We start from the raw sequence: 24,247 nt of genomic DNA on the forward strand, positions 1-24,247 counted from the left end.
CTTGGTCTTTAATCTTTTCAATAGCTTTTTTATATTCTTTCTTATAATTAGGTATTATTTCATTATTCTTAGGCTCTTTTGGCTCTAATGTTTGAGAATAACGACGATAATTATTAACCCATCTACTTAATAATTGGGGATTTAAGTCGTACCTTTTAGCAATTAAAATATTGCTTCCTGATTCTAAAACTTCCTTAACAAATGAAACTCTTTGATCTTCTGAAAACTTTCTTGTAAATATTTTTTTCTCCATCCCTTAGACCTCCTAATCATCTTAAAACTATTTTACTTTGTTTGAGTAAACATTGTCCATTCTAATTAGGGGGCCTATAGGTCCTTCACTCTCAACTTTCCACTTTCAAATTTCAATTCTCTTTAGCTATATTAACATCCCAATCAGTTCCACTTCGTCCATCTAAAACAACTATCCCCTTATCCAATAGCTGCTTTTTAATTAAATCTGCATTTTCATAATCCTTATTCTTTTTATATTCACTTCTCTTTTCAATTAGTGAGTTAATTTCACTTTCTGTTACTTTATATTTTTTCAAATACTTATTTCTTATTTCATCAACTACTTCTTTAGGATCATATTGTAAAATTCCTAAAATAACATATGTTTTAATTATTGATTCTTTAATTAATTTTAGATCACAAGCGTTCTTCTTTTTACCAAGCATCCCTTTCATTGTGTCAAAGTATTTAAACAAATTAGATATTGCTATGGCAGTATTAAAATCATTGCTCATTGCTTCATTAAACTCATTTTCCATATTAATAGAAAGCTCATTTGATTGAATTTTACATTGTCTTTCAACTTCTAAATTATCAATAGCAGCAAAGGTTTTATAGAAATTATATAGATGCTTTTCAACTTCTTCAAATATGCCATCAACTATATTTAAATCCGATTTATAATTGTTCTGTAATAAAATAAACCTTATAACATCTGGATGATAAAGGTCTAGTAATTCTTTTATTGAAATTCCGTTGCCTAAAGACTTACTCATTTTTTGACCATTAAGCTTAACAAGTCCATTATGTATCCAATAGTTAGAAAACTTTTTTCCTGTTAATGCTTCAGATTGAGCAATTTCATTTTCATGATGTGGGAATATTAAGTCTTTTCCACCTCCATGAATATCAATTGTTTCTCCTAAGTACTTCATACTCATGGCTGAACATTCAATATGCCAACCTGGACGGCCTTTTCCCCATGGAGCTTCCCAGTAAATCTCGTCTTTTTTGGCACTTTTCCATAAAGCAAAATCCTCATTATCTATTTTCCCTGGTTCAACATCTTTTCTTACTCCACTAATGCTGTTCTCAACCACTCTGTTTGACAGTTTCCCATACTGTGGATATTTCTTTACTGAGAAAAATACATCTCCAAATTCTGTGGCGTATGCATATCCTTTTTCAATTAACTTGTCAATAAAATCTATCATTTCATTAATATTTTCAGTTGCCCTTGCTTGAACTGTTGCTTTGTCATTACCAATCTTATTTAATTCAAAGTCTGTTTTAATTATTTGGTTATTGGCATATTCTTGAGGATCAATGCCTAGTTCATTACCCTTAGCTATAATCTTATCATCAACATCTGTGTAATTTCTTACATATGTAACCTCATATCCCTTATATTCAAAATACTTTTTAATAACATCAAATATCACTGATTGGTATGCATGTCCAATATGAGCATCTCCAGATGCAGTGATTCCACAAGCATACATTTTTACCTTTCCTTCTTCTATTGGAACAAACAATTCTTTTTTTCTAGTTAAAACATTATAAATATAGATTGACATGTTCTAGCCCTCCTTTTTAAATTGACAATTTAAAATTGAGAATTTACAATTATGGTTGAAAACCCTAGGTTTTCTAAAAGAAGATTTCATCCTTCACTTTCATTTTTTAACTATCCAAATTGCTTAAATCTACCTTTAATTTAGATAGTTGTTTATATTGTTGCTTTTATTTTGTTTAATACTTGGTTTAATTACAATTATACCAAATCATGTATACAAATAACAATTTTATTTTGTCATTTTATGTATAAATATTTTAATTTATCACTTATTCACTTTAGCAACTCCATATGATTTACATATAACAAGCCCAAACTTTTCAGTAACTACCTAGTAATAAAAAAAATTAAAGATAGACTAAAAGCCTACCTTTAATTTTATTTTCTTAATTTTTTAATTTCTTCTATATCTAAGCCAGTTTTTAAAGCTATTGTTTCATCATCTAAAACATCTAATAAATTTTTAGCTATTTCTATGGCTTTTAATTTTTGACCTTCTTCTTTTGCTTTTTCTTCCATCTCTTTAATTATAAATGCATTGTTAGCTACCATACTTATAACCTCCTCTTTATCTGAATCTAAAACTTCCGTAGCTTTTTGTGCTAATCTTTCTTCAGTTGTATTCTTTATCCAATGCTTAATAGCTTTTAATTCTTCATCTGTTAAACCATCAAAGAATAGTGCTATAGCTTTTACCCTATCTAAAAATTCTTTTGGTGTTATTTTCTGATCTAATAGAAATATAGCTGATGTTACATTTTTATTTTCAACCAATTCTTTTTTAGTAAAGCCATTATTCACATCAAATATATCATATGTGAAATTTAAAACTCCCTTATGAAACTTTTCTTCATTATAAAACATTTTTCTAAATTCATTTGGTACATCCCATACCTGGGACCCATTGTATAAAACAATTGGGATAACTGCTGGAATTTTTATATTCTTATCGCTTTTTTCATGGTTTTCATTTTTAGAAAACTCTCTAAGTATCTCACACATATAGAACAATAGTCTTAATGGCATTCTATAATCTACCCTTGATTGAAACTCTAGTAAAATATAAAATATTGCCTCACTATCTCCAATTTTAGCTGTATAAATTATATCTGATTCACACTCTTCATAATCTGATGATATGAATGATTTATTTACTAAAGTTAAGTCCTCAGCCTTTAAATCCTTAGTGAATTCCTTCTTAACAAAGTTCTTAAATAAGTCTATTGCTATTTCTTTTTTTGAGTATAAATCTTTATAACTTTTATCGTGAATATGGTACATATCTTTCTTAGTTTTTTCACTCATTTTATTACCATTCCTCATTTTTTCTTTTGTTTAAATTCTTCTCTATCTATACCTATATTATAACATCAAATTTAATTATTATTAATTAAAACTTGGAATACCCCATAATCTAAATATACTAGAACAAAGGTGTACGCCATTCTTTAAGTGACAAGCATTGATACTGCACATCTCAGTTTATTAAAAATGCTCAATAATTTATAGTATTCTGATTATATTGATTTATAAAGCAAAAATACATTTATTTGGGTTATAATTAAATAATAGACTAACTTATATATCTGAAAATATAATTTTTTAGGAGGATACAATGAACTTTAATATTATTGATTTAGATGTTTGGGATAGAAAACCATATTTTGAGTACTACTTAACTACTCTTAAATGTACTTATAGCATAACTTGTAATATAGATATAACAGGGCTTTTATCTGAAATAAAGAAAAAGGATATAAAATTCTACCCTACTTTTATTTATGTTATTACTAAAGCTGTTAATTCTAATAAAGAATTCAGAATGAATTTTGATGATAAGGATAATTTAGGTTATTGGGATGAAATGAATCCTTGTTATACAATATTTCATGATGATGATAAAACGTTTTCTAATATTTGGTCCAAATATTCAAAGGATTTTAATGTATTCTATAATTATGTGCTAAAAGATATGGATGAGTATAAAGATGTAAAGGGATTATCGGTTAAAGAACCTTTCCCTAAAAATGTTTTTCCAATTTCATGTACTCCTTGGGTAACTTTTACTGGTTTTAATCTTAATGTATATAATGATGGTAAATATCTCTTACCTGTTATTACCCTTGGGAAATATTTTAATGAAAATGGAAAAATACTATTGCCTTTAGCTCTCCAAATTCATCATGCAGTAGCAGATGGATATCATTCAGCAAAGTTTATTAATGAAATACAAGATTTCGTTTCAAATTATAAGGAATGGCTAAATTTATAATATAAATTTAGCCAACATGAAAATAGAATAATAAGAACCGTAAACAAGAAGATTTCATCCAAAATTTCAATTGTAAATTCTCAATTTTAAATTCAAAATCCCTTTAACCCTAGGTTTCATTATCATTTTAGAATTAAAATTTTCTATAATTTCCTATACATTTAAAAAACTATTAATGAATAAAAGCATTAGATTAGGTTTATTCTTAGAATAAATCCTATCTAATGCCCTTATTTTCATTATTTTATATTATAAAAACTTACTTACCTGTGAAGTAAATTCCTCAAAATCACCTAAATGGTTTTCTATAACTTTTTGTATTACATCCAAATTTAATTTCTGATAATTATGTAACGCTATGTTTCTAAAACCAATCATACCCTTTATATTTTTTAGTAGTTCATCACTTATTAAGCCATTATGATTCATAACTTCAAATGCATCTCTACTATTTTGAGGTATACCTAACTTCTTCTTTGATACTATATGCATTGATATATCTATACAAGACTCTACTGCCCTTTGAATATTAAGTATTATAGAATCCTGCTTTGTATAGTCTTGAAGATTCTCTGGTTTATTATCATAAACTTCCTTTATTCTTATTAAACATCTTTCTATTATGCTTATTTTATTATATAAAACATCACTTTCCATATATTCTACCATCCTTTTTTATACTATCTAAAATTGGTTGTCTTTCTTCATTTAGTCTTGCATAATCCTTAAATGCCCTTATTTCATACTCTATTCTAAGATTTTCATTTTTACTATATATGACTTCTCTTGTTCCAACTATCTGTGCTGCAAAAACAGTACTTACATCCTTTAAGTCAATTATTTGAACATCTCTTTTAACTATAAAGGATAAATCTCCTGCTAACATAAATAAATCATAAGCTGTAACATTTTTATTAGTATGAACTGCTATATCTATATCACTATCTTCTCTTCCCTCGCCTTTTGCAAATGATCCAAATAAATATATAAAATTACACTCTAAATTTTCAACTAAAAATTCTACAATATTTTTTATGTATGTATCGCTTAAAAACATAGAACATCCTCCAAGTTTTAATTTGTCACTTCCTAGAACGAATCTTCCTACCACCTTAATACTTAACACACAATTTAAAATCTTCACCTTCTCATAACTCATTTACTATAACTTGATCTTTATCACTAAAACATTAATTCTTCCCTTAATTCAATTATATCCAACTTCAATATTTAAAACAATGAAGTTGGATATAAAACATTCTCTAAAGTTATTCCCTAAATATTTCTCTATTTAATAGCCTTAATAGTCTTTAAAACATTAGGTCTTTCCTTCATCATTTCCATATACTTTTTAACTTCAGGATGGTTTTCTTCCATTGAAAAATCCAAAGGTCCACCTATAAGATAAGTTGTACCCTTAGCTTCAAAATGCTTAACTGATCCTACAGTATCATATGCAGCTTCATTTAAATCAGGAGTTTTCTTAAGTATTATAAATAGAACCCCTTCTCCTTCATGAGTTAAAGGTTTTTTGCTAGGTTTAAAAGAAACTCTTAAAAAATCAGTTCCTTCTACAACCTCATAATGACCTTTCCAACTTTCTGGAAAATCAATAGTAAATCCTAAGCTTTTACTATTATATTGCCCTGATTTATTGGTTGAAGGTGTTTTAGGTTTTTCATTATTTTTCTTTGATGTATTTTCCTTACTATTCTCTTTTGTTTTAGTACTTGGTGAATTATAATTATTCTTTTTCTCACTAGAAGTATTAGTATCTTTCACTTCAATAGGTTTAGGTTCTTCAGTATCTTTATCATTAGTAGTTACTTCAGATGCTACATTGTTATCATTTGAACTTATAGCTTTATTCTTAGTGCTTATTCCAGCTATAAAGAAAACTGTTATTGGTATTAAACATAATATTATTACTATTAACATAATCTTTTTTCGCAATTTTTACACCCCTATTTATTAAATTAAGAGTTGAAAACAGAAAAAACCATCCTTCTCTTTCAATTTTCAACTCTAATAAGCTTATAGCTTGTTCAATATATAATATGCATCTTTGTATTTGTTGCTTCCTTATCTATACCTTATATTTGAAATAATTTTACAGAACTAATTTTTATTGAGTGGTATTATTTTTGTACCTAACATAAATTAGTGACAAGTTACTGTATTGTTGTCTTGTTAGTCAGCTATAGAAATTCTACTTTTCTTTTAACATAAAATATTGGCGATATGCTTTCAAATAGCTAACTCCAGAAAAAACACACATAATTAGTGGAAGCAGTTTAATAATTACAAATGGCGTTTCAAATAAAAATGCTTTCCAAAACAGTGAGCGTTCCATACCCCAAAGTCCTTTTGTTCCATATAAACTTGAATCCTTGTATGTCATAAAGCTAATCACCAAAAGCATAACTGTTAATGATAGTGAATAGTCCATTAATCGCTTATAATAATAAATATTTGATTCACGGTCAGAAAAAATATCCTCATTGCCATAAGCTAATTTTTGCCAATATTGAATGCTGCCAAATCTTGAGCCTTTTATATGTTTCCATCCGAAGTCTTCATATATTGTTTTGTATTCTTCAAACTTTTCTACTGGCATGTAATTTTGATAATCCAATCGTATAACATAGTCTTCGCTAGTATTTTTAAATGTATATACTCCTAATCCGCTAATATTTGAGCAGTGATAACCCATTTGTAATTGCTTATTCAACCATTTCTCTTCCTCAATAATATTGAAAAACTGTTTAACTTTCTTCATCTAACTCCCTCCTTTCATATAGGGATATAATATTGAGTAATCTTTCTCGCTCAATTTTTAAAATTTCTATTCCTTCATCTGTAATTTTATAAACCTTTCTTCTATCAGTTTCCCCAATCACTGGCTCAATCCAACCGTGTTTGTTTAGATTTTCAATTGCACCATACAAAGTTCCAGCAGCTAATTTGACAGTACCTTTGCTCATTAGTTCAACCTTTTGCATAATTGCATAACCATGAAGTGGTTGACGCAAAGCTAATAAAATATAATGCATAGTTTCAGATAATGGTAACAGTTTATGTTTCATATTTTCACCTACTATTCAGTTTGACTATATAGTTTAACTTAATAGTATTATAATACAGTTCAACTGTATAGTCAAACTGAGTAATAAATTTTATTCCTTGTTTATATATATTTTTTTTAAAAATAATTCTTCGTAAACCAAAGCATTAGAATATCAATAACTAAATTTCAGTCTTTATTTTAATAAATTAGGATTTTGTTTATGAACCTTGTTAATCACAGCAATTGAATAGGTAGTGCACTTTCGCACTACCTATTTGTTACGTAATATTCTACGAAATAGACTAACATACTTACTTGTTATTTTTTTGAATGTGCCTAAACTAACTTTTTAACTTCTCCATAAACATATGATTGTATATCCATATTACAATTATGGATATATACAATACTATATATCCTACTTTTGAGGAAATTTTATAATAATAAACTATAACTAATGCTATTTCCAACAATATGCTTAATATTGCTAAAACAAAATGATCTATTGCAAGCATTTTTAAAGTTCTATCATAGTTTTTATCTATAATTTCTCTTAAATCTAAATTAATCCATGCTCTTATCTTCAGCATAACATTATTGAGTTTTTTAAAAATATTAAAACAAAAACTAATACCTAAAAATACATTCATTATTGTAAACATCAATAGAATCATCATACATGTTCTCATTTCATTGTCGCCCCCTTTATATACCTATATTTCTATTTTAGTCACATGAAAGAAAATAACAAGTCAAAGATGCCATGTATATTTCACGTTAGAAAACAAAGGTGGCTGTGCCACTTTATAATTGAGAATTGACAGTTGTTGTCTGATGGCTACAAGAGCTGTAACACCTCCATCCTCTTACAAGGTGGGGGTTAACCAGTTGCTACGCCCCTAAATTAACTAATCTAACCTTCAGCTGGTGGAAAGAACACCACCTGAAGGAAGATTCGTTATATTTTAAAAATCTTCTTAAGAAGATTTCACCCAACATTGTCAATTGTAAATTCTCAATTTTCAATTCATAAACTACCATACTGACTTGTTATTTTTTTGAATGTTCCTTACATATTTAAACTTTTTAATTCCTTTAATAGAGTTTCATATTTGTTCTCATAAAGTGTCTTCTTTTCTAAATTAGTCTCAATAGAAAGCAAAGAAATTGCTTCTGATATTTTATTTTGAAGCACCATTTTTCTTTGGATCTTCTCTTTCTCCTCTTTAGTTACCTTAATTTCATTACACTTTTCAATCCACTCACTAAAAGAATATGGATAATGAACTACCCCCTTATCCTGCATTGATAATATTTCATTACAAATCTTAGATACAAATCTTCTATCATGAGAAACTATTATCATGGTTTTATTGGTATTTATTAATGATTCCTCAAGGGCTTCCATGGAGTATATATCTAAATAATTTGTTGGCTCATCCAATATAAGAAGATTGTTATCACTTAAAATAATCTTACACAGTGCTACCTTTACCTTCTCTCCTCCACTCAAAACATGAACCTTTTTATATACACTATCAGTTCTAAATAAAAACCTAGCTAAAATTATTCTTATAAATGTTTCATTAAAGCTACTACTTTCCTTTATATTATCTAAGATGCTTTTATCTTCATCTAAAATCTTTAAATCTTGCTCAAAGTATCCTATATTAACTCTATTAGCTATTTTAATATTAGAGTTGCCTTTCATTATTTCCTTTATTAAACTAGTTTTTCCACAGCCATTATCTCCTATAAGAGCTATTTTTTTATTCCTTTTAACCTTAAAGCATATATTATCTAATAGAATTTTATCCTTAAATCCTATGGTTAATCCTTTTACTTCTATTGGGTAATTTGAGAAAAACTCTTTTCCTTCAAGGATATCAACCTTTATAGATTGATTCTCCTGTGGCTTTTCCTTAACTTCCAATCTTTCTATTCTGCTCTTCAATGATTTTATAGCATTATCCATGGATTTCTTAGCCTTTTGACCTCCCATTTTTGCAAGACGTGCTTCTGAATTTCCAAATCTTTTTGGACAAGTTCTCACACCATCTCTTAAATTTGATTTTAAATTAATAGCTTCTTCAAGCCTATTCTTTTCATTCCAATACTTGTCATATTCAAACTTTTCTCTTTTAAGTCTTTCTTCTCTTAGTCTTACATAATCAGAATAGTTTCCACTATATTCTCTTACTAATCCATTTTCTATTTCAATAATTCTATTACACACATTATCTAAAAACTCTCTATCATGGGAAATTAAAAGTAAAGTTCCCTTAAATTTTTTCAAATTTTCTTCTAAATAACTAATGGAGCCTTGATCTAAGTTTGATGTTGGTTCATCTGCAAGTATTACTCTCACATTTTCATTAAGAGCTTTGCTGACTCTTGCCTTAACCTTTTCTCCTCCACTTAAATATTCATGATATTCTTTTGGAGTATTTAATTCTTTTGATATCTTACCTTCGGTTATTTCAGTTTTCTCATTAAACTGAGTTATATAAGAAAAACTTTTATCTATAAATACATTTCCTTCATCTAAAATTTCTCTTCCTGCTATTATATTTAAAAGTGTGGTCTTTCCACATCCATTAAATCCAACTATTCCTACTTTATCTCCTTCAAAAACTTCCAGATCCTCTATATCTAAAATTAATCTATCTTGAAAACTCTTTTTTAACTTACTTACTTTTATTCTTAGCATAAAAAAAATCCCTCCTTGTTTTGGAGAGATAGATACACTTAGGCACATGAAAGAAAATAACAATTCATAAACTAGCATACTAACTTGTTGTTTTTTTGAATGTGCCTTATATTAGGGTATGGCTATAGTGTAATCTAACTCTCATCTTTTAAACATAGCAAACAGACCTTTTTATAAGGTTATTTTTTGCTATTTAAAAATTGATAAAATTAGATTACTTACGCATTAGTCCAATACCTTTACCTTTCTTAGTTTCAATATTATTATATCACTTGTATTTTAATTTTACTATAAGCTTTTCCATATATTGTAGACTTTACTCATTATCTTTAAATTTTTGATTGATGAACCTTTTTCAAATGATTTAGTATCAATCAGAGTTTTATAAAGATTTAACCCCATGGGGTTTTTTTAAAGTAAAAACATGACCATAAATAATTTAAAGTCATATTTTTAATAAAAGTATATAATCTTTTTACTATAGAATGAATCTTCATTCATACAGTGTTTTTACCACACCAATGTTATATAATCTAATCTAGGGCATGTTACCTGTTATAGCACACCTTGTTACTTTAAGATCTTTCTTTTCTTCCCATAGAAGGATCATTCTCATTAATCACCTTGTCTATATTAAATTCATTTATTAGCCAAATATTATTTTCCTTTATACACCCAACTCTTCCTTCATGTCTTTTTGTAAAATTAAAGTTATTTTTAGATCCTTCACTTAAAAACTCAACTTCTACACTAACCTTATCTAAACCTTCTTCAAAACTGATTTCGCATTGTAAAACCCTACACCTATTGATTATTTTATCTGATATTACCTTTTCTCTTTGTTTATTTAGTATTAATTTTTGTCTTGATCCTTCTTTTATAGTAAAGTACTTCATCCATGAATTATTTTGTTCATCTTCATAGGACATACTGCCTATAGCTTGTACAGTTTTTGCTATTAAATCAAGAATTTTAGATTCTTCTATTTCTGAATCCCGATTTTTATTTTTCTCTTTATATTCCTGTAATCCTCTTAGTCCTGCATCTTTGCAAATATGGTATGCCGGATAATTGGTATCTACATAAAGTTCAAATCCATAAGCTACTGCTCTTATACAAAAATGTCTGTCTTCTCCAAAATAAGATATATTATAAAGTGGTGAAAAGTTAACTCCCTTTATAAGCGGTGCTCTCTTTATTAATGTACATGCTCCAAGTCCACCTACTCTATAAACTCCTGGTTTTTTTAGTTGATTCAAAAACTCTCTAATCTTTTCATGTATTTCTTCTTCACTTATTACTTCATCGGATTTTGAATTATACAATGTACAGCTATCTTTAAGCCATACTTGTGGAAGTGCTTCCATTGTTGAACTCAATTTTGTCCAAAAGATATTAGATATTATATCTTTATCAGCTTCAATTAGTTTTTTAAGAGTTTTTTCATGCAAAATTATATCTGAATCTATAAAAAAAAGATAATCATATTCTTTTTCTACACAATAATTTATTATGCTATTTTTAAAATTTGTTACTTTTTCAATTAATGTGTCATCCCAGTGATGAGTGATTTTATCACAATGATATTTTGATAAGTTAATTTCACTTCCGCTAAATATGGTTACATTTTTCTCAGTATTACTGAACTCAGATAGTATCTTTGATGAATTTTCATCACTATTATCATCTATAAAACAATATCCTATATCTAAATTTTTATCATCTAGTTCTTTAATAGATAATAAAAATTCCTTTAATATTTTAGGATTTTGATGAATGGAGCTTCCTATTAAAATACTCGGCTTTTTGTTTTTTACCTTTGATTCTGTTACATTTAGATATCGTTGAGATTTTATATCTAAATCTATTAATTGTAAATTCTCTAAATCAAACCAGTCTAATAATAAATTTTTATAATTACCAATTCTGTCTTTTTTTATTATTCTTCCTATATTAAAATTTAAGTTTTCTTCTAAATCATCAAGATTATATTTTACTTTATATCCATTTCTACATGTGTTTTCTTTTTCTTTTAGATCCTTTAACATATCAACTTCATCTACACTTATAAACTCCCCTGGATTTAGCAAGAATATATAATCCTTTGTTGCCTTATTAACTGCAAACTCTACTATTTTTCCATAATCATCATCTTCAAAACTAAAAACTCTATCTGTAAACTTTGATGCAATATTTACAGTACCATCTGATGATCCCCTATCAACTATTACAATTTCATCCACCACATTCCATACTGATCTCAGGGTTTTTTCTATTAAATGTTCACTATTCTTTGTTACAATACAAGCACTCAGACTTATCATTATTTTAATCCCTCCTTAAATCATTTAGCCTATGGCTACCACTACTAATACTCCCAGCAACAAGTACTTCTACATCTTTAACTAAGATTTCCTAATCTTCCACTAAAATTAATGCATTCCTTTTAATAAAACTTTACTGAATGTAGGAATCACTCGATTTGAATTAGTTATAAACAACAAAATTTTATGTTTCATATGATATGTTTTATTAGACTTGAACCAATTGAACAGATAACTATTACTTTCTAGATAATTTCCCTTAATATAATATATTTAGCATATCTGTTATTTGATACGATATTTTTTATTAACAATAAATTTTTAGTCAGTGGCAAGTGATAAGTTAAGGATGAAATTTTTTTTAAAACCTGTGGTTTTTAGCAATAACTTTTAACTTTACACTCTCAATTTTATATTAAGAAAATCTGTGATTTTCAACCACAACTTGTCACTTTAAAATTGTGTAGTCACTTTTTTATCATAGGAAGTGTGTAAAATTTTTCTTGGATAAATTGAATTTTTAATACACATAATATAGATGATTCCGATATAATAAATAGACAAACATCTATTTATTATATTTTATAACCTTTATTTAAAGTATATATATTGACTATATATAGATAACTATCTATAATAAATATATAGACAGTTATCTATATAAGGAGGAAAAAATGGAAAATAAATATGATATAAATGCAAAAATATTTAAAGCTTTAGGAGATACGAATAGATTAAAAATAATTGACATGTTATCTTGTGGGGAGAAATGTGCTTGTGAACTCTTAGAGTATTTTGATTTTACTCAACCAACACTTTCTCATCATATAAAAGTTTTAAGTGATTGTGGTCTTATTAATTCAAGAAAAGATGGCACTTGGAATTATTATTCCTTAAATCTTACAAATTCTAATCAATTAGTATTATTTTTAATGAACATTATAACCTGTACTGATGATTGTATATGCAATGAAAAGAAATGTAATTGCAAAAAATAATCATAGCTATGACAAGGAGTTTTATACCTTGTACTTAAGATTTTAAAAGGAGTGTATTAATTATGAAAAAACTTATTATTTTTGATCCAGCAATGTGTTGTTCAACAGGAATATGTGGACCTGGAGTTGATCCAGAATTATTAAGAATGTCTGCTGTTATTAATAAATTACAAAAGAATGGATTATCTGTTGAAAGATATAATCCAAGTAGTAATCCTGAAGCCTTTATTAATAAAACAATAAGCGACCTTATTACTGAAGAAGGTATCGAAATACTACCGGTTACAATAGTTAACGATGTTGTATTAAAAAAAGGATCTTATCCATCTAATGAAGAGTTATGCGAAATGCTTAAGCTTCCAAAAGTATTCTTTAAAGATTTACCTGGTAACAAAAAAAGTTGTTGTTGTTGTGACGGAGGATGTTGTTAATTAACTTTAAGGAAGGAGACTAAAAACAATGTTTAATAAATTTAATGTAAATGAAATTAACTTAACAAAGTATTTATTCTTTACTGGGAAAGGTGGAGTTGGTAAAACTTCAACTGCTTGTGCAACAGCTATAACTTTAGCTGATGAAGGTAAAAAGATAATGTTAGTTAGTACTGATCCAGCTTCAAATTTGCAAGATGTATTTAACACTAATCTAAATAATAAAGGAGTTCCTATTGAAGGAGTTCCAAATCTAGTAGTTGCAAACTTTGATCCTGAACAGGCAGCAAATGAATATAAAGAAAGTGTTATTTCTCCTTATAGGGATAAACTACCTGAGGCTATTCTAAAAAATATGGAAGAACAACTTTCTGGTTCATGTACTGTTGAAATTGCAGCTTTCAATGAATTTTCTAATTTTATAACAGATAAAAAGGTTCAGGAAGATTTTGACCACATTATATTTGATACAGCTCCAACTGGCCATACCTTAAGAATGTTACAACTTCCATCGGCTTGGAGTAACTTCATAAGTGAAAGCACCCATGGAGCATCTTGTCTTGGTCAACTGGCTGGTCTTGAAGATAAAAAAGAAATTTATAAGACTGCTGTTAAAACCTTAGCTGATAAAGATAAGACAACATTAATACTTGTTTCTCGTCCTGAAAACTCACCTTTAAAAGAAGCTGAAAGAGCTTCAAAAGAACTTCAAGATTTAGGAATAGAAAATCAAGTATTAGTTATGAATGGTGTTTTAAATACTAAAAATGATAAATTGTCTAATGATATATTTATGAAACAACAAAGTGCTTTAAATAACATTCCATCTACTCTTAAGAAATTAGAAACCTTTGAAATTCCACTTAGACCTTATAATGTAACAGGTCTTGAAAATATAAGGTCATTTTTAAAAGAAGATAATATAAAATTAAGCACTGAAGCTTTATTAAGTGAAACAATACCTACACTACATGATGTTATAGAAGATTTATATAAATCTAATAAAAAAGTTATATTCACCATGGGTAAAGGTGGAGTTGGCAAAACTACAATGGCAGCTGCTATAGCCTTAGGTTTATCTAAAAAAGGTAAAAAGGTTCATTTAACAACTACAGACCCTGCAGCTCATTTAAAATTTGTGCTAGATGAAAGCTATGGAATTACTTTAAGCAGTATTGATGAAAAAGAAGAATTAAAGAAATATCAACAAGAAGTTTTAAGTAAAGCAAGAGAAACTATGAATGAAGAAGATATTGCTTATGTTGAAGAAGACTTAAGATCACCTTGTACTCAAGAAATTGCTGTTTTTAGAGCTTTTGCTGAAATAGTTGAAAAAAGTGAAAATGAAGTTGTTGTTATCGATACAGCTCCAACTGGCCATACTCTTTTACTTTTAGATTCTACTGAAAGTTATCATAAGGAAATTCAACGTTCTCAAGGAGATATACCAGAGTCTGTTAAAAAACTTTTACCTACTCTTAGAAATCCTGAAGAAACTGAAGTAATTATAGTTACTTTAGCAGAAACTACACCTGTTCATGAGGCTTTAAGACTAGAATCCGACTTAAAAAGAGCTGATATAAAGAGCAAATGGTGGTTAATTAATTCAAGTCTATATGCAACTAATACAACAAACGAAGTTCTTAAGGCTAAAGCTAGCCATGAAATTCATTGGATAAATAAAGTTAATGAGATTTCTAAAGGAAACTTTGCCTTAGTTGAGTGGAAATCTGAAGAAGTAAAAGGAAATAAATTAGTAGAATTAATTTAATTATAGATTTAGGAGAAATAAACTTATGAAAAAGAAAGTAGCTTTTATATGTGTTCACAATTCTTGTAGATCACAAATGGCTGAAGCCTTAGGAAAATTATATGGTAGTGATGTTTTTGAAAGTTATTCAGCTGGAACGGAACTTGTACCAAACATTAATCAAGATGCTGTTAGAATAATAAAAGATTTACACAATATAGATATGAATCTTTCTCAAAAATCTAAGCTTTTAACTGACTTACCTGAAATAGATATAGCTATAAAAATGGGATGTAATGTTCAATGTCCATTTTTACCTGCAAATCATGTGGAAGATTGGGGTTTAGAAGACCCTACTGGAAAAGATGATGATGAATTTATTAAAACGGCTAAAACCATAGAAGAAAAAGTTAAAGATTTAGTTAAAAGAATTAAGAGTAATGAAATATAGGAGGATAAAAAATGTCTGAGGAAAAAAATAACGGTATAGGATTCTTTGAAAGATATCTTACTTTATGGGTAGCAATTTGTATAGTACTAGGAATAACAATAGGCAAGGTTTTACCTGTTGTTCCTAATACCCTAAGTAAGTTTGAATACTATAATGTTTCAATACCTACTGCTATATTAATATGGCTTATGATATTCCCAATGATGTTAAAAATAGATTTCTCAAGCATTGTAAATGCAAGTAAAAAACCTAAAGGACTAATTGTAACATGTGTAACTAATTGGCTTGTAAAGCCTTTTACAATGTATTTAATAGCAGCTTTCTTTTTCTTTGTTGTTTTTAAAAGCTTTATTCCAGAAGCTTTAGCAAAGGAATATCTAGCTGGAGCTGTTTTACTTGGAGCTGCACCTTGTACTGCCATGGTATTTGTATGGAGTCATTTAACAAAAGGTGATGCATCATATACATTAATTCAAGTGGCAGTTAATGATCTTATAATATTAGTGGCTTTTGCCCCTATAGTTGCGCTTTTATTAGGAGTTGGAAATATACAAATTCCATTTGGAACTCTAATACTATCAACAATATTATTTGTGGTTATTCCACTAGTACTAGGATTTATAACAAGAACTGTAGTTGTTAAAAATAATGGATTAGACTATTTTAATAATACATTTTTAAAGAAATTTGATAATGTAACTGTTATAGGGCTATTATTAACATTAATTATTATATTCTCTTTCCAAGGAGATAAAATTCTCCAAAACCCACTTCATATATTATTAATTGCAGTACCACTTATAATACAAACATTCTTAATCTTTGGCATTGCATATGGATGGGCAAAACTTTGGAAATTACCCCACTCTATAGCATCACCTGCTGGTATGATAGGAGCAAGTAATTTCTTTGAACTAGCAGTTGCAGTTTCAATTTCTTTATTTGGACTACAATCTGGAGCTACCCTTGCAACTGTTGTTGGAGTTTTAGTTGAAGTTCCTGTAATGCTAATTTTAGTTAGAATCTCTAATAATACAAGGAAGTGTTTTAATTAGATTCATATATTAACATTAAGCTTTTAGAATATCTTTATAACAATTATTCTAAAAATACTATACTTTAAATAAAGTGGTGTTCTTCCTTTGGCAACACCACTTTGTATAAGTACAAATCTTTTTTTATCCATATAAACATTAAGTACATAATTCCTTAATAAATTATATATTTAGATATTTTTTATTGAAGTTTATTAAATAAAAAAGGAGCTGTATCAAATTGATATAGCTCCTTTTTTACATATTCTTTCAATCGCGTTCATGACAAAATATCAAGCGTTAGTGAAAATTCATCAATTTTTTTTTGCGTTTATGACAAGAAAACATGAATTCACTATCTTTTTTATATTTATCAAACATTATGATATATGATAAATGTAGATGGTCCTTCACAATGAATTACAAAGTTATTAATTTAATAAATAAAATGGTTAAGGGTATTAAAGATATGTTTGGATTAATTAGTTTTTTAAGTCTAATATTTAATAATATAGCTATTAAATTAGGTGTTATATCTTCTATTATCGTATTCACGTTAATTATTAAAATCATATTAACACCTATATATATAATACGCAGAAGAAATATATATTTGAAAAATAACATTAATAATCAATTAATAGGACTAAACAAAAAAATTAGAAAAAGTAAATTAAAAGCTGAAAAAAATGAATACAAGAGAGAAAAACGAATGCTTTTAGAATCTAATAATATTAAATATGGCAAATTTATGTTCTATTTATTTATTATAGAAATGTCATTGATTATAATTCTTACAAAAGTATTCAACAACTATAATACAAATGAACTAGTTCTCTGGTTTAATATTCAAACTAAAGATACAACTTATTTACTTTCTATAATTTATGCTTTAATTTTATTCTTAGATTTTTATACATTAGAGGAAGGTAAGAAATTAGATTTACCTAAAATTATTATATTTCTTATTATAAACTTTCTCATTTTCAAATTGTCCATATCAACTAAATCAATAATTATAATTTATTGGATTTTTTCTGCCATGTTTACCACTACAATTAACAGAATATTCTCAATGAAATATTTTCAAAGAAAAGAGACTTAAGGGAGGTACATATGTTATTTATAGCTAAAAATGAATTCTTTAAATTATTTAAAAGCATAAAATCAATCTTGATTATATTGATATTTGTACTTGCAAGTTATTATACCGCAAAATTTTTTAATGGTATCACTCCACTGGCAAGTATGTCAAATAATGAATCCCCTTATTATTCAAGCTTACGGCTTTTGGTATTTATTTTTGGTTACTTATTTATATCAGTACTCTCTCATGATTGTATTAATAAAGAAATAGAACTTCAAACAGTTAGATTAATAACAAGTAAAGTTTCTAGAAAAGACTTTGTTTTAGGCAAATTCTTAGGAATAACACTGTTTTGGTTTATATGTGTAATATCAAGCTCAATTTGTATAATTCTTATATCCAAAACAATAGAAATAAAAATTATATTAGTTATGTTAATTACATGTATTTACTTCATATCAATGGTTATATTAGTGTCCACTTTAGTTTCAAAATCAAGTATTTCTAACTTTTTAGGAATAGTATTGGGAATTGGTATACCTTTGGTAGGATTGTATCTCATGTTTACTGAAAATAGTTTTCTAAAGATTTTTAAATATTTATTTCCTTATTATTATGTTGTAAATATGGATTTAAGTGTCTGTGTAATTGGCATAATTGCAGCAGTATTATTATATATTTCTTATTTTGTATTAAATAGAAAGGACTTATGATGGATGAATGCAATAAATATAATGAATCTAACTAAAAAGTTTAATAGTAAAACTGTAATAGATAATTTAAATTTAGAAGTTAAACCTAATCAAGTATTTGGTTTCTTAGGCAAAAATGGAGCAGGAAAATCTACTCTTATAAACATATTATCAGGAAATGTTTATAAAACCAGTGGTAGTTTTTCAATTTTAGATTACTCACATAATGACATTAGCATCATAAAGAAACAAATAGGTGTTATGCCTGATGTTGCTAATCTTTATACTAATATGAATGTAATAGAATTCTTAACTTATATGTCTAAATTAAAGGGACTTAGTTTAACTAAGAATGAAATATTTAAAGTACTAAGTGATGTAAAACTTGAAAATGTACATAAAGTTAAAATTCAAAATTATTCTTTTGGAATGAAGAAGAAAATTTCATTGGCTCAAGCTATTCTAGGAAAGCCTAAACTCATATTTTTAGATGAGCCAACCTCAGGGGTAGATCCTGAATCAATACTTGCTATTCATGATTTAATAAAAAGCTTAAGAGACAAAGGTACTACTATTTTTTTAACATCTCATAATTTAAATGAGGTAGAAAAGCTTTGTACCAATATTGCTATATTAGAAAAGGGAAAGATAAAGCTTCAAGGCAACTTAGAAAAGTTAAAAGAAGATTTTAGCACAAGTATCAATATAAAAATAACTTACTCTTGTGAGTCAAAGATAGATTTATCAACCTTAGGTGATATAAATTTAATAAGTATTTCTCATAATGAAATAAATCTTGAAGTAAAAGATAAAGCAAAAATCCCGTATATCGTTAATTCATTAGTTGAAAATAAAGTCAACATATATGAGTTAAATCAAAATACAGTAAGTTTAGAAGATATATTTTTAAACTAAGTTAACTACTTGTATAGAGAAAATGGTACAACAGTTTTTATTTATAATAAAATACCAATTAAATCTATACATTTAAAAGTTCAAATAAATAACTAATGCTTATATACAATAAGATGATCCTTTTTAATTTTTAATTTTTAGGAGGTATTTAATATGGACACAATAATAAAAAAATTAGCACAAGTTTTGGTGGATGCATGGAATAATTTACCTGGATGGATTCAATGGTCTATAGAACAAGTTGGTGGAACAGATTTGGTAACGGCTATAAAATCAGGAGTTGCAGCTACAATAGGTTATTTATCTAACTTAGCTAGTTGGGTAATAGATCAACTTATATCCCTTATTGGTTCAGTTATTGGATTTTAAATAAAAAAAATAGATTATTCATAGCACATTAGAATAATCTATCTCTGCAAAAACTCATTCATCTTATTGTATGTATATACTAATAAGATACATATATTATATATGTATCTTATTTATTTTTAAAGTAAAATATTTGTTAACATATGAAAATCTTAATTTATTTTACTTTCTAATATATAAAAAATCCCTTCTCCCCTCTTCTATCTGCAAAATTGCATTATTATTTAAAACAAAACACCTAATGAAATCTAATGCTATCTGAAAATTTTTATTCTTATATCATTAATAATTATTAATGATACGAAATATATAAAAACTTAAATTTAGTAATAATAACTGTTTAAATACTTATGTTTTTAATATTATTTAACTTATTTAGAAGAAAACATACTTATAAGTATTATCAAATATTATACATTTTAAAAAATTAAATATATAAATTAAATATTTAACAATCTAAATGTTTACATTATACTAATATGATCATTTTATCCAATATAAGTAAATAAATCTAATGATTTATATAAACCCATAAAACTTGACATTGAAAAACAATAGATCTACACTAAAAATTGTATTAATTGAATAATTTTACATTTAAATAGCAAAGCAAATTGATAATTCTCAAAGATAAACTACCCTCTCGTTATAAGTCACTTTTTATTATAGTAGATTTCCAAATATATTATAAATTATATAGTTTATTATTAGTAATATTTTTCATACTACTATTTATAAAACTTTTTAATTCATCTTGTCAAATTTTTAACAATAACTCTGTTTTTTAATATATTAATGTAATTTACCTCTACTCTAAGATAGTGACTTAATCATTAAGAGATATAATATAAATCTTTTTATTTTGTGTTTAATTGCAAAATTATTCAAGCTAATTCAATGTTCTTTTATGAAATAATATTTATGAAGAAAGAAGTGTATATTTATGAAAATTACAAACATTGATGAACTTGAAAAAAAACTAGAGGAAGTTAGACTCGCTCAAAGAAAATTTTCAACTTATTCTCAAGAGAAAGTTGATGAAATTTTTAGAAAAGCTGCTATGGCAGCAATTGATGCAAGAATACTACTTGCAAAGATGGCTGTAGAAGAAACTGGAATAGGTCTTGTTGAAGATAAAGTTATAAAAAATCATTTTGCCGGTGAATATATTTACAATAAATATAAAGATGAAAAAACATGTGGTGTTATAGAAAAAAGTGAACCTTATGGTATTACTAAAATTGCAGAGCCAATAGGTGTTGTAGCAGCTATAATACCAACAACTAACCCTACTTCTACAACTATATTCAAATCATTAATAGCTCTAAAAACTAGAAATGGTATACTGTTCTCACCCCATCCAAGAGCTAAAAAATCAACAATAGCAGCAGCTCAAATCATACTCAATGCAGCAATTAAAGCTGGAGCACCCGAAGGAATAATAGGATGGATAGATGAACCTTCCATTGAATTAACTCAACTATTAATGAAAAAAGCAGATATAACACTTGCTACAGGAGGCCCTTCCATGGTTAAATCAGCCTACTCATCTGGTAAACCAGCAATAGGAGTTGGTCCTGGAAATACCCCTGTAATAATTGATGACACTGCACATATAAAGATGGCAGTAAGTTCAATTATTCTCTCAAAAACATATGATAATGGAGTTATTTGTGCCTCCGAACAGTCAGTAATAATTTTAGATTCTATATATGACAAAGTAAAAAAAGAATTCGAAGAAAGAGGATCATATCTAATTAAAAAAGATGAATTAGATAAAATGAGACAAGCGATTTTTGTAAATGGAAATATAAATTCTGAAATAGTAGGTCAATCTGCATATAAAATAGCTTCAATGGCAGGAATCACTGTACCTAAGACAACACGAATTCTTATTGGAGAAGTTGATTCCGTAGGAGAAGAAGAACCCTTTGCTCATGAAAAATTATCTCCAGTTTTAGCTATGTATAGAGCAAAAGATTTTGATGATGCATTAAACAAAGCTGTATTGCTTGTTAATTTGGGTGGACTAGGCCATACTTCAGCAATATACGCAGATGTTATAAAGGCACAAGATAAAATAGACAAGTTTAGTAGGGCTATGAAGACAGTAAGAACCTTTGTTAATATACCTTCAGCACAAGGAGCAAGTGGAGATTTATATAATTTTAAAATAGCTCCGTCATTTACATTAGGTTGTGGTTCATGGGGAGGAAATTCTATATCAGAAAATGTTGGGCCTAAACACCTATTAAATATTAAGACAGTTGCTGAAAGGAGAGAAAATATGCTTTGGTTTAAAGTACCAGAAAAAATTTATTTTAAATTTGGTTGTCTTCAATTTGCATTAAGAGAACTTAAAGATCTAAATAAAAAAAGGGCCTTTATAGTAGCTGACAAGAATTTAGGACATATAGAGTCTATTACAAAAGTTCTTCAAGACATAGTTGTTGATTTTAAGATATTCACAGAAATTGAAGAAGATCCACTATTATCTACAGCTAGAAAAGGAACCGAGGAGATGATGAATTTTAAACCAGATACAATAATATCTCTTGGTGGAAGTTCAGCAATAGATTTAGCCAAAATTATGTGGGTACTGTATGAGCATCCAGAAGTAAAATTTGAGGACCTTGCAATGAGATTTATGGATATAAGAAAAAAAATATATAAATTTCCAAAGCTCGGTGAAAAAGCTATGATGATTGCTATAGCAACCTCAGCTGGTTCTGGTTCTGAAGTTACACCTTTTGCTGTAATAACAGATGAAACAACAGGAATTAAATACTCATTAGTAGACTACAAGTTAACTCCAAATATGGCTATTGTAGATGCTGAATTAATGATGAATATGCCTAAAGATTTAGCAGCAGCATCAGGTATACACGCATTAGTTCATGCTATAGAGGCATATACATCAGTACTTGCTTCTGAATTTACAAATGGATTTGCTTTAGAAGCAATAAGATTAATCTTTAAGTATTTACCACAAGCATGTTCACAAGATACTATTAATGAAAAAGCAATAGAAAAGATAACTCATGCATCTACTATGGCTGGAATGGCTTCTGCTAATGCATTTTTAGGTGTATGTCATTCTATATCCCATACATTAAGTGCAGAGCATCACATACAACAAGGCATTGCTAATGCTCTATTAATTGAAGAAGTTATTAGATTTAATGCAGTGGATAATCCGGTAAAACAAGCTGCCTTTCCTCAATATAAATATCCCAATGCTATATGGAGATATGCAAGAATTGCAGATTACCTAAAGTTAGGAGGTAATACAGAAAAAGAGAAAGTTGAACTTTTAATTAAAGCAATTCATAAATTAAAAGAAAATTTGAATATACCTTTAAGTATTAAAAATGCTGGAGTTTCAGAAAAAAATTTCTATGATACACTTGATAAAGTATCAGAATTAGCACTTGATGATCAATGTACAGGAACAAATCCAAGATTTCCACTAACAAGCGAAATTAAAGAAATTCTTATAAAGTCGTTTAATTAATTCTTAAAGGTTATATTAAGTGATTTTTCATTATATTTTTAGTCCACTTACACAATCAAATAAAACATTATTTAATAAAACCAAAATAATACTTGCATAAACAAGTAAAATATCATATACTAGTAATATAATTACTTGCATGAACAAGTAATTATTAAATTGTATAACATTTTAATAGAGATGTTTTTACGTAAACCCTATAAATCATGAAAATTTTGATTCCAAATCTATTTGAATGATTTATAAATTAATCTAAAATAAAAAAGAATGGAGAAAAACAAATGAAAACATTAGTAATTATTGCACACCCAAACATGGAAGTATCAAGAATAAATAAGGCATGGAGAACCCGTTTACAACAAGAAAAAAATATAACAGTTCACGAACTTTACGCTAATTACCCAGATGGTAAAATTGATGTTCTACATGAACAGCAATTATTAGAAGCACATGATAGGATTGTCTTTCAATTTCCGTTTCATTGGTACAATGCACCATCACTATTAAAACAATGGCAGGATGCTGTATTCGCTTATGGATTTTCTCATGGGCCTAATGGTAACAAACTAAATGGAAAACAATTCATGTTAGCAATTTCAGCTGGTGGACAAAAACAATCATACCAAGCTGGTGGAGCACAACTTTATACAATAAGTGAGCTAACTAAAACTTATCAAGCAATGGCTAATTTTACTGGCATGAAATACCTACCATCTTTTGTTCTTTATGGTACTCATCAATTACAAGATGATGAAATTCAAGATAGTGCAAATGAACTATCAATGAAGCTTAGTAAATAAAATAAAAATCAGATGAGAAATAA

At 27.5% G+C, this 24,247-nt stretch carries 23 protein-coding genes; 12 read left to right on the forward strand and 11 right to left on the reverse strand.

The window, feature by feature from the left end; translation table 11 throughout:
- The 3 genes from BM119_RS15860 to BM119_RS15870 form a co-directional block, all read right to left on the reverse strand.
- A partial coding sequence (locus BM119_RS15860; protein WP_143087341.1) for a transposase occupies positions 1-253 on the reverse strand: 253 nt, incomplete at its 3' end.
- A gap of 112 nt (positions 254-365) precedes the next feature.
- Positions 366-1,811 (reverse strand): cysteine--tRNA ligase, encoded by a 1,446-nt coding sequence (gene cysS / locus BM119_RS15865; protein WP_090042709.1) that lies wholly within the window; start codon positions 1,809-1,811, stop codon positions 366-368.
- A gap of 377 nt (positions 1,812-2,188) precedes the next feature.
- Positions 2,189-3,115, reverse strand: a complete 927-nt coding sequence (locus tag BM119_RS15870) for an Rpn family recombination-promoting nuclease/putative transposase (protein ID WP_177199460.1) — start codon at positions 3,113-3,115, stop codon at positions 2,189-2,191.
- Between the two features lie 310 nt (positions 3,116-3,425).
- Here BM119_RS15870 and catA point away from each other — a divergent pair, with 310 nt between their 5' ends.
- On the forward strand, positions 3,426-4,082 hold the full coding sequence (catA, locus tag BM119_RS15875) for a type A chloramphenicol O-acetyltransferase (RefSeq protein ID WP_090042711.1): 657 nt from the start codon (positions 3,426-3,428) through the stop codon (positions 4,080-4,082).
- Positions 4,083-4,331: 249 nt separating this feature from the next.
- Here the strand turns inward: catA and hepT are convergent, their stop codons facing one another.
- The 8 genes from hepT to BM119_RS15915 all read right to left on the reverse strand — a co-directional run bounded on the left by hepT (position 4,332) and on the right by BM119_RS15915 (position 12,183).
- Positions 4,332-4,739: a type VII toxin-antitoxin system HepT family RNase toxin gene (hepT, locus tag BM119_RS15880; RefSeq protein WP_090042712.1), complete on the reverse strand. Its 408-nt coding sequence runs from the start codon at positions 4,737-4,739 to the stop codon at positions 4,332-4,334.
- Positions 4,729-5,241, reverse strand: a complete 513-nt coding sequence (mntA, locus tag BM119_RS15885) for a type VII toxin-antitoxin system MntA family adenylyltransferase antitoxin (RefSeq protein WP_423231011.1) — start codon at positions 5,239-5,241, stop codon at positions 4,729-4,731. Before mntA ends, hepT begins: the two co-directional genes overlap by 11 nt.
- A gap of 128 nt (positions 5,242-5,369) precedes the next feature.
- A complete protein-coding gene (locus tag BM119_RS15890) occupies positions 5,370-6,035 on the reverse strand; it encodes a hypothetical protein (RefSeq protein WP_090042714.1) in 666 nt (221 codons plus the stop codon).
- Positions 6,036-6,291: 256 nt separating this feature from the next.
- A complete protein-coding gene (locus BM119_RS15895; RefSeq protein WP_090042715.1) occupies positions 6,292-6,861 on the reverse strand; it encodes a DUF2812 domain-containing protein in 570 nt (189 codons plus the stop codon).
- Positions 6,848-7,168, reverse strand: a complete 321-nt coding sequence (locus BM119_RS15900; RefSeq protein WP_090042716.1) for a PadR family transcriptional regulator — start codon at positions 7,166-7,168, stop codon at positions 6,848-6,850. The genes BM119_RS15895 and BM119_RS15900 overlap by 14 nt, the downstream gene beginning before the upstream one ends.
- A gap of 322 nt (positions 7,169-7,490) precedes the next feature.
- Positions 7,491-7,838: a hypothetical protein gene (locus tag BM119_RS15905; protein ID WP_090042717.1), complete on the reverse strand. Its 348-nt coding sequence runs from the start codon at positions 7,836-7,838 to the stop codon at positions 7,491-7,493.
- A gap of 380 nt (positions 7,839-8,218) precedes the next feature.
- The gene (abc-f, locus tag BM119_RS15910) at positions 8,219-9,859 is read right to left on the reverse strand and encodes a ribosomal protection-like ABC-F family protein (protein ID WP_090042718.1); all 1,641 of its coding nucleotides are present in this window, start codon (positions 9,857-9,859) and stop codon (positions 8,219-8,221) included.
- 575 nt (positions 9,860-10,434) lie between these two features.
- The gene (locus tag BM119_RS15915; RefSeq protein WP_090042719.1) at positions 10,435-12,183 is read right to left on the reverse strand and encodes a glycosyltransferase family 2 protein; all 1,749 of its coding nucleotides are present in this window, start codon (positions 12,181-12,183) and stop codon (positions 10,435-10,437) included.
- A 674-nt stretch (positions 12,184-12,857) separates the two neighbouring features.
- Here BM119_RS15915 and BM119_RS15920 point away from each other — a divergent pair.
- The 11 genes from BM119_RS15920 (at position 12,858) to BM119_RS15970 (ending at position 24,224) form a co-directional block, all read left to right on the forward strand.
- Entirely contained in the window at positions 12,858-13,181 is a 324-nt protein-coding gene (locus tag BM119_RS15920; protein WP_090042720.1) for an ArsR/SmtB family transcription factor, read from the forward strand.
- Between the two features lie 62 nt (positions 13,182-13,243).
- Positions 13,244-13,612 (forward strand): arsenite efflux transporter metallochaperone ArsD, encoded by a 369-nt coding sequence (gene arsD / locus BM119_RS15925; RefSeq protein ID WP_090042721.1) that lies wholly within the window; start codon positions 13,244-13,246, stop codon positions 13,610-13,612.
- Positions 13,613-13,640: 28 nt separating this feature from the next.
- Positions 13,641-15,383 carry an arsenical pump-driving ATPase gene (arsA, locus tag BM119_RS15930; RefSeq protein ID WP_090042722.1) on the forward strand — a complete coding sequence of 581 codons (1,743 nt, stop codon included), beginning with the start codon at positions 13,641-13,643 and terminating at the stop codon, positions 15,381-15,383.
- A gap of 25 nt (positions 15,384-15,408) precedes the next feature.
- A complete protein-coding gene (locus BM119_RS15935) occupies positions 15,409-15,813 on the forward strand; it encodes an arsenate reductase ArsC (protein ID WP_090042723.1) in 405 nt (134 codons plus the stop codon).
- 11 nt (positions 15,814-15,824) lie between these two features.
- Complete coding sequence (gene arsB, locus BM119_RS15940) at positions 15,825-16,868, forward strand: ACR3 family arsenite efflux transporter (RefSeq protein WP_090042724.1); 1,044 nt, start codon at positions 15,825-15,827, stop codon at positions 16,866-16,868.
- A 394-nt stretch (positions 16,869-17,262) separates the two neighbouring features.
- Positions 17,263-17,952: a YidC/Oxa1 family membrane protein insertase gene (locus BM119_RS15945; protein WP_177199461.1), complete on the forward strand. Its 690-nt coding sequence runs from the start codon at positions 17,263-17,265 to the stop codon at positions 17,950-17,952.
- A gap of 11 nt (positions 17,953-17,963) precedes the next feature.
- On the forward strand, positions 17,964-18,647 hold the full coding sequence (locus BM119_RS15950) for an ABC transporter permease subunit (protein WP_090042726.1): 684 nt from the start codon (positions 17,964-17,966) through the stop codon (positions 18,645-18,647).
- A 3-nt stretch (positions 18,648-18,650) separates the two neighbouring features.
- Positions 18,651-19,541 carry an ABC transporter ATP-binding protein gene (locus BM119_RS15955; RefSeq protein WP_090042727.1) on the forward strand — a complete coding sequence of 297 codons (891 nt, stop codon included), beginning with the start codon at positions 18,651-18,653 and terminating at the stop codon, positions 19,539-19,541.
- 153 nt (positions 19,542-19,694) lie between these two features.
- Positions 19,695-19,910, forward strand: coding sequence for a hypothetical protein (locus BM119_RS15960; protein ID WP_090042728.1), 216 nt, complete (start codon positions 19,695-19,697; stop codon positions 19,908-19,910).
- Positions 19,911-20,853: 943 nt separating this feature from the next.
- Positions 20,854-23,424, forward strand: a complete 2,571-nt coding sequence (adhE, locus tag BM119_RS15965) for a bifunctional acetaldehyde-CoA/alcohol dehydrogenase (RefSeq protein ID WP_090042729.1) — start codon at positions 20,854-20,856, stop codon at positions 23,422-23,424.
- A gap of 281 nt (positions 23,425-23,705) precedes the next feature.
- The gene (locus BM119_RS15970; protein WP_090042730.1) at positions 23,706-24,224 is read left to right on the forward strand and encodes an NAD(P)H-dependent oxidoreductase; all 519 of its coding nucleotides are present in this window, start codon (positions 23,706-23,708) and stop codon (positions 24,222-24,224) included.
- Positions 24,225-24,247: the final 23 nt, after the last annotated feature.

Source organism: Clostridium frigidicarnis (assembly GCF_900111985.1).
GTDB classification, from domain to species: Bacteria; Bacillota; Clostridia; order Clostridiales; family Clostridiaceae; genus Clostridium_Z; species Clostridium_Z frigidicarnis.

Bases quoted from the DNA above. Each gene is read 5' to 3' on its own strand.
- cysS (WP_090042709.1), bottom strand. From the start codon at position 1,811: ATGTCAATCTATATTTATAATGTTTTAACTAGAAAAAAAGAATTGTTT.
- BM119_RS15870 (WP_177199460.1), bottom strand. From the start codon at position 3,115: ATGAGTGAAAAAACTAAGAAAGATATGTACCATATTCACGATAAAAGT.
- catA (WP_090042711.1), top strand. From the start codon at position 3,426: ATGAACTTTAATATTATTGATTTAGATGTTTGGGATAGAAAACCATAT.
- hepT (WP_090042712.1), bottom strand. From the start codon at position 4,739: ATGGAAAGTGATGTTTTATATAATAAAATAAGCATAATAGAAAGATGT.
- mntA (WP_423231011.1), bottom strand. From the start codon at position 5,241: ATGAGTTATGAGAAGGTGAAGATTTTAAATTGTGTGTTAAGTATTAAG.
- BM119_RS15895 (WP_090042715.1), bottom strand. From the start codon at position 6,861: ATGAAGAAAGTTAAACAGTTTTTCAATATTATTGAGGAAGAGAAATGG.
- BM119_RS15900 (WP_090042716.1), bottom strand. From the start codon at position 7,168: ATGAAACATAAACTGTTACCATTATCTGAAACTATGCATTATATTTTA.
- BM119_RS15905 (WP_090042717.1), bottom strand. From the start codon at position 7,838: ATGAGAACATGTATGATGATTCTATTGATGTTTACAATAATGAATGTA.
- abc-f (WP_090042718.1), bottom strand. From the start codon at position 9,859: ATGCTAAGAATAAAAGTAAGTAAGTTAAAAAAGAGTTTTCAAGATAGA.
- BM119_RS15915 (WP_090042719.1), bottom strand. From the start codon at position 12,183: ATGATAAGTCTGAGTGCTTGTATTGTAACAAAGAATAGTGAACATTTA.
- BM119_RS15920 (WP_090042720.1), top strand. From the start codon at position 12,858: ATGGAAAATAAATATGATATAAATGCAAAAATATTTAAAGCTTTAGGA.
- arsD (WP_090042721.1), top strand. From the start codon at position 13,244: ATGAAAAAACTTATTATTTTTGATCCAGCAATGTGTTGTTCAACAGGA.
- arsA (WP_090042722.1), top strand. From the start codon at position 13,641: ATGTTTAATAAATTTAATGTAAATGAAATTAACTTAACAAAGTATTTA.
- BM119_RS15935 (WP_090042723.1), top strand. From the start codon at position 15,409: ATGAAAAAGAAAGTAGCTTTTATATGTGTTCACAATTCTTGTAGATCA.
- arsB (WP_090042724.1), top strand. From the start codon at position 15,825: ATGTCTGAGGAAAAAAATAACGGTATAGGATTCTTTGAAAGATATCTT.
- BM119_RS15945 (WP_177199461.1), top strand. From the start codon at position 17,263: ATGAATTACAAAGTTATTAATTTAATAAATAAAATGGTTAAGGGTATT.
- BM119_RS15950 (WP_090042726.1), top strand. From the start codon at position 17,964: ATGTTATTTATAGCTAAAAATGAATTCTTTAAATTATTTAAAAGCATA.
- BM119_RS15955 (WP_090042727.1), top strand. From the start codon at position 18,651: ATGAATGCAATAAATATAATGAATCTAACTAAAAAGTTTAATAGTAAA.
- BM119_RS15960 (WP_090042728.1), top strand. From the start codon at position 19,695: ATGGACACAATAATAAAAAAATTAGCACAAGTTTTGGTGGATGCATGG.
- adhE (WP_090042729.1), top strand. From the start codon at position 20,854: ATGAAAATTACAAACATTGATGAACTTGAAAAAAAACTAGAGGAAGTT.
- BM119_RS15970 (WP_090042730.1), top strand. From the start codon at position 23,706: ATGAAAACATTAGTAATTATTGCACACCCAAACATGGAAGTATCAAGA.